Here is an 11,706-nt window from a genome sequence, read left to right as displayed (position 1 = left end):
AGGTAGGAACCTTTTTGTTTAATCAAATTTTAATTTTTTTAATGCTTCTGCGAATGGGTTATTTAATGGTTCTTCTTCTTTTTTCTGTTGTTTCATATATTTTTGAACGTCGCGTTTATCGGCTTTGTTTCCAGATTCTTTTTTACGTCGTTCTTGGAATGTTGATAATTTCTCACGATAGCCACATTTACATGCGAAAATTTGGCCTGCACCCTCACCACGTAATTCTAGTTTCTTCTTACATTGCGGACAGCGAGCGTTTGTTGTACGAGATACATTTTTACGATGACCACATTCACGATCTTGGCATACGAGCATTTTTCCCTTTTTGCCGTTTACTTCTAGCATTGGTTTACCGCAGTCTGGACAAGACTTCGTTGAAATGTTGTCATGTTTATATTTTTTATCACTCGATTTAATTTCAGAAACAATTTCTTTCGTATAGTTCTTCATTTCCGAAATGAATACTTCTTTCTTTAATTTTCCTTTTGCAATTGCTTCAAGTTTTTGTTCCCACTCACCAGTTAGTGTAGGTGATTTTAATTCTTCTGGTACTAAATCAAGTAATTGACGACCTTTTGATGTAATGTGAATATCTTTACCACGTTTTTCAATTAAGAAAGAATTGAAAAGTTTGTCGATAATATCTGCACGTGTCGCTACAGTACCTAATCCACCAGTCGATTTTAACGTATCAGCAAGTTGTTTATTTTGCGTATCCATATATTTTGTAGGATTCTCCATTGCTGAAAGTAAAGTTGCTTCATTAAAGCGTGCAGGTGCTTTCGTTTGACCTGATGTTTGCATAAGTAACTTTACAGTTAATGTATCGCCCTTTTCAATGTGAGGTAGAATCTGCTCTTTTACGTCATCAGTTACATCATCGTCTTCAAATCGATTTTCGTATACTTCCTTCCAACCAGCATGTAAAATCGTTTTTCCGCGTGCAATGAATGTTTCATTGCCGACCTTTGTGCGTAACGTTAGTTGTTCGTATTCGAATGCTGGGAATAAAACAGCTAAGAAACGTTTTACAACTAAATCATAAATTTTGCGTTCTTTATCTGTGAATGCTGAGAAGTTAACGTATCCTTCTGTTGGAATAATCGCATGATGATCGCTTACTTTACTATCATCAACAAATGATTTGTTAGGTTTGATAGGCTTTTGTAATACTTTATGTGCGAAGGGACGGTATTCTCCAACACCACATGCTTTTAGACGTTCTGGAAGTGTTCCAACGATATCAGATGAAATGTAGCGTGAATCTGTACGAGGGTACGTTAGTACTTTATGCTGTTCATACAATTTTTGCATAATATTTAATGTTTCTTTAGCAGAGTAACCGAACTTTTTATTTGCATCACGTTGCAATTCAGTTAAATCGTAAAGACCAGGAGAGAATGACTTCTTCTGTTTCTTATCAATTTCCACAACAGTAGCATTTTGTTTATCTAAACTTTTTACAATACCATCGATTTTTTCTTTATTAAAACTACGGCTATTGCCATTTGCATCTTGCCAAGTAAGTTTGAGCTTCTCCATTGTTTGAGCTTCGATGCCGTAGTAAGTTTGTGCTTTGAAGTTCTTTATTTCATCCTCACGACTAGCAATCATAGCAACAGTAGGGGTTTGTACACGGCCACAATTTAACTGGGCATTAAAGCGAGTCGTTAAAGCACGGGTTGCATTAAGACCGATATACCAGTCAGCTTCTGAACGCGCAACTGCTGAAGCGTATAAATTGTCATAGGCTTTACCTGGTTTTAAATTTGCAAAACCATCTTTAATTGCTTTATCGGTTACAGAAGAAATCCATAAACGTTTGATTGGTTTATTTAGCTTAACTTTATCGATAATCCAGCGTGCGACTAATTCCCCTTCACGTCCAGCGTCTGTTGCTACAATAATTTCATTTACATCTTTTCTAAGTAGCTGACTTTTTACAGCATTAAATTGTTTACCAGTTTGTTTAATAACCGTTAATTTCAAACGCTCAGGTAGCATCGGTAAATCTTCTAAATTCCACTTTTTATATTTCACATCATAACTTTCTGGATCTGCTAATGTAACGAGATGACCTAAAGCCCAAGTTACAATATATTTACTACCTTCAAGATAGCCGTTTCCTTTTTTATCACACTTCAGTACACGAGCAATATCTCGTGCAACGGAAGGTTTTTCAGCGATTACAACGCTTTTTGACATATTAAAAACATCCTTTCAAATTTCCATAAGTTAAATATAGCATACATCTTCTTGAGATTCAGTTTCGCTCCATATTTCAGCTGTTTTTAATGGAGTTAACAAAATCCCAACTGATTAAAGTTTCACTTTATCAGTTGCTTCTACAGTAAATAGAAAAGTAAAGAACTTGTTATTTTACTAGAATAAGAGTAGACTTTGAAGTAGATGAATAAGAAACACATGGGAGTTTGTGGATACAAACTGAGAGTATGGCTACTAGTCCGTCATTGACCATTTGAACCTGTTGGATAATGCCAGCGTAGGGAGAGTGTAAAAGCACATATTCAGGCACTTTGCGTACGCGCAAAGTGTCTTTTTGTGTATCTCCCATCATTATAGTTAGGAGATGAAAAGGATGAATATGAAAGAAATTAGTAAAGTAGTGGATTTGGTGAGAGAATCTAATCCGCTTGTTCATAATATTACAAATGTTGTTGTAACAAATTTTACTGCTAATGGTTTGTTGGCACTTGGGGCATCGCCTGTAATGGCGTATGCAAAAGAAGAAGTAGCAGAAATGGCTAGCATTGCTGGAGCGTTAGTATTAAATATGGGGACACTTCGTCCTGAAGAAGTAGAAGCGATGTTACTCGCGGGTAAATCAGCAAATGCGAACAATGTGCCAGTACTATTTGATCCAGTTGGTGCAGGAGCAACTTCGTATCGAACAGAAGTTGCGAGACATATTCCGGCTGAAATTGATTTAGCAATTATCCGCGGAAATGCAGCTGAAATAGCAAATGTTATTAATGAGAAATGGGAAATTAAAGGGGTAGACGCTGGTACTGGAAATGGCGATGTTGTAAGTATTGCAAGGCAGGCAGCAGATGAACTAAATACAGTTGCGGTCATTACTGGAAAAGAAGATGTTGTTACAGATGGAGAGAGAACTATTGTTATTCGAAATGGTCACCCTATTTTAACGAAAGTTACGGGAACAGGTTGTTTACTAACTTCTGTAATAGGAGCATTTGTAGCAGTGGAAAAAGATTATGTAAAAGCAGCAGTAGCAGCATTAACGTTTTATGGTGCAGCTTCGGAACTGGCAGCTGCTAAGACCGTGGAAAAGGGACCTGGTAGTTTCCAAATTGAATTTTTAAATCAGTTAGCGAATACTACTTCTAGTGATATTGAGAAATATGGAAAGATTGAGGAGTTAGAGTAAGAGGGAGTGAAAGAAATGGCACGCATTGAAATAGATAAAATGTCTAAGCTATTGCAAGTGTATTTTATTATGGGAAGTAATAACTGCACGAGGGATCCTTTAGCTGTATTGAAAGAAGCGTTAGATGGTGGAGTGACAATTTTTCAGTTTCGCGAGAAGGGAGAAGGTTCTTTAATCGGAGAAGATAGAGTGCGCTTTGCAAAAGAATTGCAGACGCTTTGTAAGGAATATAGTGTTCCTTTCATTGTAAATGATGATGTAGAATTAGCCATTGAATTAGATGCAGATGGTGTTCATGTAGGACAAGATGATGAAGGAATTACATCTGTTCGTGAAAAAATGGGAGATAAAATTATCGGTGTATCTGCTCATACAATTAAAGAAGCACGCTTTGCAATCGAAAATGGAGCAGATTATTTAGGCGTTGGACCTATTTTCCCAACGAGTACGAAAAAAGATACGAAAGCGGTTCAAGGAACGAAAGGATTAGCTTATTTTAGAGAACAAGGAATTACAGTGCCAATCGTTGGTATTGGTGGGATTACAATTGAAAATACAGCGGCAGTTATAGAAGCGGGTGCGGACGGTGTTTCAGTTATTTCAGCAATTAGTTTAGCTGAATCTGCGTATGAAAGTACGAGAAAATTAGCTGAAGAAGTAAAGAGAAGTTTGTAGGGAAGGACGTGTAGTATTTTAAGTGCTACATGGAGAAATAGACTGCCCCAAAATTTAAACAAACATTTGATTAAAAAAGCACAAACCTTTTTAAATAAAGGTTTGTGCTTTTTCTTTAAAACATAATTGAAATTAAGAGCATTCCAATTCCGATAGAAGTAAATGTTGCAATTAGGCCAGGAATCATAAAGCTATGATTTAATACGTATTTACCAATACCTGTTGTACCGGTACGGTCAAAGTTAATGGCAGCAACGATTGTGCCGTAGTTTGGAATGAAGAAATATCCGTTTACTGCAGGGAACATCGCAATCAGTAGCGCTGGTGGAATACCGAGTGATAATCCAAGAGGCATTAAAGCACGTACTGTGGCTGCTTGGCTATATAGTAAAATAGATAGAATGAATAGTGCGATGGCAAATAGCCAAGGTGCACTTGTTACTAAATGCTGAATGGATCCTTGAATCATATTTAAGTTTCCATTAAAGAAAGTATCTCCCATCCAAGCGATACCGAAAATAGCAACAACTGCTGTTGCCCCCGCTTTAAAGACGTTACCAGACACAATGCTTTCTACATTTGGTTTACAGAAAATAATAATAAGAGCCGCGATAGTTAACATAACCATCTCAATTGTATTCGGCATGGAAAGACGGGCTAACTTCCCATCAACTATCCATCCTGGACGAAGTGCTTCAAATGAACCAAGAAGTACAACAAGGAAGGTTCCTACAAGGAAAAGGATAACTGATAATTTTGCGCCCTTTACACCTACAAATTCTTTTTTCTCTTCAAGCTTAGGAATCATTCCTTCTTTTAATCGTTTTAAGTATTCAGGGTCTTCATTTAATTCTTTTCCCATCTTACTAGCAACGAATGCTGCTAACATACAAGCAATGAAAGTGGAAGGAATACTCACTTTTAAAATATCTAATAAAGTGATTTTATAGTCAGCTAACATTGCTAAAAGAGCAACTGTGGCAGCTGAAATTGGACTAGCTGTAATTGCTTGTTGAGAAGCGATTACGGCAATCGACATTGGGCGTTCCGGTCTAATCCCTGATTCACGAGAGACTTCTGCAATAACAGGAAGTACAGAATAGGCAACGTGACCAGTACCTGCACATAGTGTGAATAAATAAGTAACAATTGGAGCAAAAAAAGTAATACGCTTTGGATTTTTTCGTAATGCCTTTTCAGCTAGATGAACAAGATAGTCCATTCCTCCAGCAGCTTGCAAAGCACCAGCAGCTGTAATTACTGCCAAAATCATAAGCATTACATCGATAGGAGGCGCGGTTGGTTGTAGGTGGAAGACAAAAACGAGTATTGCCATACCAACTCCACCCATTACTCCTAAACCAACTCCGCCTAGGCGTGCACCAATAAAAATACAGAGTAACAAGGTAAGAAATTGTAGCCAAAACATGATAAACTACCTCCGAAATTCATTAGTTAAGATATATTCGAATAGTTTAATTTGAATGAAAATTAAATAAATACCCGAAGAAATCCTTGTTATTTATACATTTTTTATTATATAACACAAAAAAAGTAACATTCACGTACTTTTTGAAATTATTTTGAAAAAGCAATGCATTAAAAATTTGTATTTATATCTCTAAATAAGTAGACATTTTGATTTATATGTTGTAATCTTTGAAAGAGAATAAATTAATTCTCATAGAACTCCCATATCGTTCAACTCGTTCAGCGAGAAAGGCAAACTGATGGAAACATGAGGACGCAAAACTACAGGAGCTAAGGTCGAAAGGCTACGCTAGCCAGTTACCGGACGGATAGGGTTGGTCTTGGCCAATGCTTTTACATTGGCTTTTTTTTATTCTCGAACATATTGAGAAACATTTTCAAACAAAATATCCATATATTTTGTTTTTTTGTTTGTGTTGATTAAGGAAGGTGGATATTAATGAAAAAATATTGGCATAAGTTATCGTTCCTTCAAAAGAACGTCTTATTAACCGTATTAGTTATTTTGACACTTGTTGGAAGTATGGGTGCGTTAAGTTTCAATATGTTTCAAAATAGTATGATGTCTTTATTTGAAAGGCAGTCTATTGAAACAGGAGAAATAGTATTGAAAAAACTGGATGTAGAATTAGTTAGAGACATGGCGAAAGATCCTACAGCCGAAAAAGTGAAAAAAGAAAAGTTAACAGAGAAATTAGATGAAGTATCAAAAGAATTGAAAAGCGTTGGACAAACGTATGTTACAGGAGCAAAGCCGAATGAAAAGCGAGAATTACAACTCGTTGGTTTGACTACAGAGTTAACAAATGCGTTTCCTATAAAGCCGGGAGATTATTATGAACAACCCGCTCATTGGATGAAGGCATACGATAAAGTGATTGATACGAAAAAGGCTCAAATGACAGAAGTATATGAAGATGAAATAGGTTCGTGGGTGACAATATTAGAACCAATTACAGATGGAGAAAACAATATTATTGCAATTGTTGCCGCTGACTTAGATGCTTCCATTGTTCCTATTACAAAAGAGAAGTTTATGATACAGGGTTTACTCTTTATCATTATTTCATTAGCAATTGCGACTATTACTCAATTCTTTATCGTGCGTCACTCGCTAGCTCCATTAAAAGATTTACGAGAAGGGTTACGTAAAATTGGCGAAGGTGACTTGAGTATTAAATTAAAAGAAAGACCAGATGATATTGGAATTATTAATGTTTATTTCAATAACACGATTGAAAAGTTTAAAGGGATTATAGATAAAGTAAGGCAAACTGCTGAGCAAGTTTCTTCTTCTTCACAAGAATTGTCGGCGAGTACAGAGGAAAACAGTATGGCAGTTCAAGAGATTGCAAGTTCTATTGAAGGTTTAAGAGTAGGGGCACAGTCTCAAAAAACTTCAGTACAACAATGTTTAGGGATTGTACATGGAATGGAAGATAAGGTAGAAGAGATAACTGGGGCTGCGAAACAAGTTGCGGTTGCTTCTGAAGGTATGGAGCAACATTCAATTGAAGGTAATGAAGTGATTGGACAAATTATTAATCAAATGAGTTTAATTCAAAATGCAGTACAAGATTTATCATCCATCATTTATTCGTTAGAAACAAGGTCAAAAGAAATTAGTGATATCGTAACTGTAATTACAGGCATTTCAAATCAAACAAATTTATTAGCTTTAAATGCTTCTATCGAGGCTTCACGCGCTGGAGCAGCTGGAAGAGGGTTTGCAGTTGTTGCTGATGAAGTACGAAAATTAGCAGAACAGACGGAAGCGTCTGCTAAAGATATAGCGAAATTAATTGGTGAAACACAAGCTGAGACAGAAGAGGCTGTAGTTTCCATGCAAAAAGGTTCAAAAGAAGTAGAAACTGGAATTTCGCTTGTTCAAAGTAGCGGAGATTTCTTTGAAAAAATCTCAAAATCAGCGCAATCTGTTACAGATCAAGTAAAAGCTGTTTCTGGTAATTCGAGTGATATTTTACAAAATAGCCAGAATATTGTTCAAGTCGTAAATGAATTATCACATATTGCAAATACTTATGCCAACAGCAGTAGTAATGTTGAAGAAAGCATGAAAGAGCAAGAAATATCAGTACAAGATATTGCAGAATTAGCGACTTCTTTAAGTTGGCTTTCTCAGGAATTACAAGAGCTTATTGGTGAGTTTAAAAGCGAATAAGGAGAAAGTTCAATTCTAATCAAGGGGGTATCTCCGCTACTGATTATGAATTGAACGAATCTGCCCTTTAATAAGGGATAAAAAAGGTGTGAATTTTCACACCTTTATTATATTTAAGAGAGGAATTTACATAAATATGAAATTAGCAATTTCTTATAGTGAGATGGTAAAAGAATTTTTAGAAAAAGTAGAAGGAAGTATTAAAATACCTAAAGATGTGCAAGGAACAGAACTTAGGATAAAAAGGAAAACGGAACTGTTTCCAAATTTGACTCACATTGTAGATTTAATAGGAGCGACTGCAACGTGGTTATATCATATTTCTAAAGAAAAACATATTGTCGTGCTTTATCATGTAAGAGGAAGTTTATTTCCGATTACTATTGAAGTTTCTAATTTTCTCTCCTATGAAAGTTTGAATTTACAGATTGAAGAGCAACTGGAGCAAATTAAAGAAATGAATGAGGAAGAAATAGAAGAGTTTCAAAACGGTAATACATTATATGAAATGTCACCTATTATTATTGGCGAAACATATTATGAGCTACAAGACACGAATACATTACAATTTGTATTTAGTAAAAATATGCAAAGTGTAGAAATAATATTTAATAGTGTTAATTGGAAAGAGACAACAATTACTCGTTATGCACAACAAATACAAGGTGTTTTAATTAATAAATCACAAAATAAGAATAATCATATAAATAATTTTAATATTATTACAGAGGCCGAGATGGCACTTTATAGTCAAGTGAATGATACGACAGCAGTATATCCTGAGAAAAGTATCGTCGATATGTTCTATAATACTGTTACTCAATTTCCAAATCGTATAGCTTTATCTTCAAGGGAAGGTACTTTAACTTATGAGGAGCTAAATAAAAAAAGTAATCAAATAGCTCATATGTTAATCAAAAACGGCGTCCAATTAGGAGACTATGTTGGAATATTTATGAAACGTAGCATAGACACAGTAGTAAGTATGGTAGCTATATTAAAAGCTGGTGCAGCGTATGTTCCGATTGATCCAGATTATCCGGAAAGTAGAATACAGTACATTATTCAAGATAGCCAAGCGAAAGTTATATTGATGAAAGAGACGCCTATAACATGTGATGGGGTTCAAACAGTTTCAATGTATGATAGTGAAACTTATGAAGATATAGATGTAAAGTTGTCTATTCATTGTGATGATGTAGCTTATATGATTTATACATCTGGTTCAACAGGGAATCCAAAGGGAACGATGTTAGCACATAGAGGCGTTGTTAATCTGTATACTTGGATGAAAAAGCAATATGAATTGACAGAAGAGGATGTATTTGCCCAATTTCCTTCCTTTAGTTTCGATGCTTCTGTATGGGAGTCATTTGCTTCTTTATTCTGTGGAGGAAACTTATATGTACTATTAGAGGAAGAGCGATTGTCTGTAGAAGCATTTGCAAATGCAATCTATAAAGTGAAAGCAACTTCAATCTTGGCATTAGCAACAATTTTTGTTCGACAAGTAGCAACTTATTTGGCAGAAGAAGATATATATAAGCTAGCTTCCCTAAAAAGAATTGCGATTGGCGGTGAAATGTTGCCTGTAGAGGTTATTAAATTGTGGAGAGAAAGAATAGGTACAAATGTTGAAATTCATAATGTATACGGACCGACAGAATGTACTGTAGTGACGACAACCTATAAAATACCTAGTCAGTTAAATGAGGATGTTGCGAGTATTCCCATTGGTAAACCATGTGCTAATTATCAAGTTATGATTTTGGATGAGAATATGAATCTTTGTCCAATTGGTGTACCTGGTGAATTATATATAGATTCAGTGGGATTAGCAAAAGGGTATTTTAATAAGCCTAATAAAACAATTGAAGCTTTTATTCCGAACCCTTTTAATCCTATAGTTAATATATATAAAACAGGTGATATCGTTAAGTTGCTAGAGGATGGAAATATAGAGTTTTTACATCGGAAAGATGATCAAGTAAAAATTAGAGGACATCGTATTGAACTAGGCGAAATCCAAAGTAAAATTTCTCAAAATCATAATATAAAAGAAAATGCTGTTTTTGCTAAGAAGAGTAAGGAAGGTAGCCAATATTTAATCGCGTTCTATACAACTTTAAATAAAAAAGAAATACCAGAATTAGTTTACCAGTTACAAGAGCAATTACCAGATTATATGGTGCCATCTAAACTAATTTATATTAATGAATTACCACTTACACCTAATAAAAAGATTGATGTTAAGAAGTTAGCTCAGTTAGAAGAAAAGTATGAACCGGTTCGTCTACAAGAATATGTTGCACCTTCTAATAAAGCAGAAAAACAAATAGCGAACGCCTGGGCGGAAGTATTAGGAATTTCAAAAGTTGGAGTGCATGATGATTTCTTTACAATTGGTGGACATTCATTAAAAGTATTACGAGTCTTAACATTGTTAAAAGAAGATTTCTCACATTTAACAATTCAAGATTTCTTTAAAGAAAGAACGATATATGGATTAGCTCGAATTGAGCGAGAAGTAAAAGTAGAGAAAGAAGAAGTATTTCGTGAATATAAAGTGATTCACGAACCAGATACTATCACGTATGCAAACGTTTTGGAAGAAAACCAGATTTCAAATGTCTTTTTAACAGGAGCTACTGGTTATTTAGGATCACACATATTATATGAATTGTTGAGAGATACAGCTGCTACTATTTATTGTTTAGTAAGACCAACTAAAGATGTGCAGCAAAGAATTATAGATACATTAACAGGCTACTTTAATGATGTATGTGAAGAATGGTTACAGCGTATACAGGCCGTAGCTGGTGATCTGGGAGAAGAGTATCTTGGGATGAGCGAAGAAGAATTTATGTTCATCAGTTCTAAGGTGGATACGATAATTCATTGCGGTGCAGATGTAAGACATTTTGGGGATGTAAAACAATTTGAAAATATAAATGTCCAAGGAACTAGCCGTATGCTAGCATTAGCGGAGAAAGGTGCTACATTCCATTTTATTTCTACAATTGGTATCCCGTTAGAATTAGCGGTAGATCAATGGGATACATACATGAAAACTGGTGATTTTAATTACAGTGTAGACTTAGAGAATGTATATTCAAATAGTAAACTACAAGCGGAAAACATTGTTCGTGAAGCAATGAAAAATGGTTTGCGCGGAAATATTTATCGTGCAGGTAATTTAGCATGTCATTCAGAAACAGGTTCGTTCCAACAAAATATTGAAGGAAACGCATTTTATCGTCTTATTAAAACAATGCTATTAATTGGGAAAGCACCAAATGTGAAGTGGAAAGTTGATTTCACACCAATTGATTTTGCTAGTAAATCAATTGTATCGTATTTGCAAGATGCGCAAATTATAGGAGAGACGTTACATATTTGTCATCCACATCAAATTGAGTTTGAACAATTTATACAGCTAATTGGAGAGTGTGGATACAATCTTGAAATGGTTCCACTTTCAGAATATGTAAATACCGGACTTGCATTAGCGAAGGGAAATGAAGTAATAGCAGAGTTAATTGCTTCTCAAGTTGCAGGAGATGGAGCGCAGCAATCTGAAATTGTAATGGGTACGCGTAGAACGAATAAATGGATTAAGAAAAAAGAATTGATAGTACCAGCAATTAATAAAGAATTTATTCAGCAGTTATTAGCTCATGGTGAAAAAGTTGGTTATTTTCCAAAAATAATGAAATGATTATGCATGCTTTTGTTTGTTCAATAAAATAAATCATGCTACAATGAAAACGAATTAAGGACCGGGGAGCCAATTGGCTGAGAGGATGTAAGTAAACATCGACCCTCAACCTGATCTGGATAATGCCAGCGTAGGGAGTTACTTAAAGTGATGTAGCATATGTTATTCTGTAATAACTTGCATACAAGGCTTTCCTACGCAGTAGGAAAGCCTTTTCTTATTTTTGAA

6 protein-coding genes and 3 riboswitches are annotated in these 11,706 nt (G+C 35.2%); of the genes, 4 read left to right on the top strand and 2 right to left on the bottom strand.

All coding sequences use genetic code 11. The features are described 5' to 3' along the window. Positions 1-18: 18 nt before the first annotated feature. Entirely contained in the window at positions 19-2,208 is a 2,190-nt protein-coding gene (gene topB / locus MR112_RS25135; protein WP_086408066.1) for a DNA topoisomerase III, read from the bottom strand. A 209-nt stretch (positions 2,209-2,417) separates the two neighbouring features. Further along, positions 2,418-2,530, top strand: a riboswitch (TPP riboswitch). A 72-nt stretch (positions 2,531-2,602) separates the two neighbouring features. Here topB and thiM point away from each other — a divergent pair. Further along, positions 2,603-3,412 (top strand): hydroxyethylthiazole kinase, encoded by an 810-nt coding sequence (thiM, locus tag MR112_RS25130; RefSeq protein WP_001056092.1) that lies wholly within the window; start codon positions 2,603-2,605, stop codon positions 3,410-3,412. A 15-nt stretch (positions 3,413-3,427) separates the two neighbouring features. Next, positions 3,428-4,087: a thiamine phosphate synthase gene (thiE, locus tag MR112_RS25125; protein WP_017657404.1), complete on the top strand. Its 660-nt coding sequence runs from the start codon at positions 3,428-3,430 to the stop codon at positions 4,085-4,087. A 115-nt stretch (positions 4,088-4,202) separates the two neighbouring features. Here the strand turns inward: thiE and MR112_RS25120 are convergent, their stop codons facing one another. Continuing rightward, positions 4,203-5,516: an anaerobic C4-dicarboxylate transporter family protein gene (locus MR112_RS25120; RefSeq protein WP_000498704.1), complete on the bottom strand. Its 1,314-nt coding sequence runs from the start codon at positions 5,514-5,516 to the stop codon at positions 4,203-4,205. A 282-nt stretch (positions 5,517-5,798) separates the two neighbouring features. Then, positions 5,799-5,883, top strand: a riboswitch (cyclic di-GMP riboswitch). Between the two features lie 134 nt (positions 5,884-6,017). Here MR112_RS25120 and MR112_RS25115 point away from each other — a divergent pair. Both MR112_RS25115 and MR112_RS25110 read left to right on the top strand, forming a co-directional pair. After that, complete coding sequence (locus tag MR112_RS25115) at positions 6,018-7,760, top strand: methyl-accepting chemotaxis protein (protein WP_071740544.1); 1,743 nt, start codon at positions 6,018-6,020, stop codon at positions 7,758-7,760. Between the two features lie 136 nt (positions 7,761-7,896). Continuing rightward, positions 7,897-11,478: a non-ribosomal peptide synthetase family protein gene (locus MR112_RS25110; protein ID WP_242245586.1), complete on the top strand. Its 3,582-nt coding sequence runs from the start codon at positions 7,897-7,899 to the stop codon at positions 11,476-11,478. 52 nt (positions 11,479-11,530) lie between these two features. Further along, positions 11,531-11,632: riboswitch (TPP riboswitch) on the top strand. The last annotated feature ends 74 nt before the right edge of the window (positions 11,633-11,706 follow it).

Origin of the sequence: Bacillus cereus group sp. BfR-BA-01330, from assembly GCF_022663885.1 — a bacterium.
GTDB classification, from domain to species: Bacteria; Bacillota; Bacilli; order Bacillales; family Bacillaceae_G; genus Bacillus_A; species Bacillus_A cereus.
The sequence above is the reverse complement of the archived record's forward strand: the minus strand, read 5'-3'. Positions and strand labels throughout refer to the sequence as shown.

Excerpts from the sequence above, each read along its gene's own strand:
- MR112_RS25115 (WP_071740544.1), top strand. The coding sequence starts at position 6,018 with ATGAAAAAATATTGGCATAAGTTATCGTTCCTTCAAAAGAACGTCTTA.
- thiE (WP_017657404.1), top strand. The coding sequence starts at position 3,428 with ATGGCACGCATTGAAATAGATAAAATGTCTAAGCTATTGCAAGTGTAT.
- MR112_RS25120 (WP_000498704.1), bottom strand. The coding sequence starts at position 5,516 with ATGTTTTGGCTACAATTTCTTACCTTGTTACTCTGTATTTTTATTGGT.
- topB (WP_086408066.1), bottom strand. The coding sequence starts at position 2,208 with ATGTCAAAAAGCGTTGTAATCGCTGAAAAACCTTCCGTTGCACGAGAT.
- thiM (WP_001056092.1), top strand. The coding sequence starts at position 2,603 with ATGAATATGAAAGAAATTAGTAAAGTAGTGGATTTGGTGAGAGAATCT.
- MR112_RS25110 (WP_242245586.1), top strand. The coding sequence starts at position 7,897 with ATGAAATTAGCAATTTCTTATAGTGAGATGGTAAAAGAATTTTTAGAA.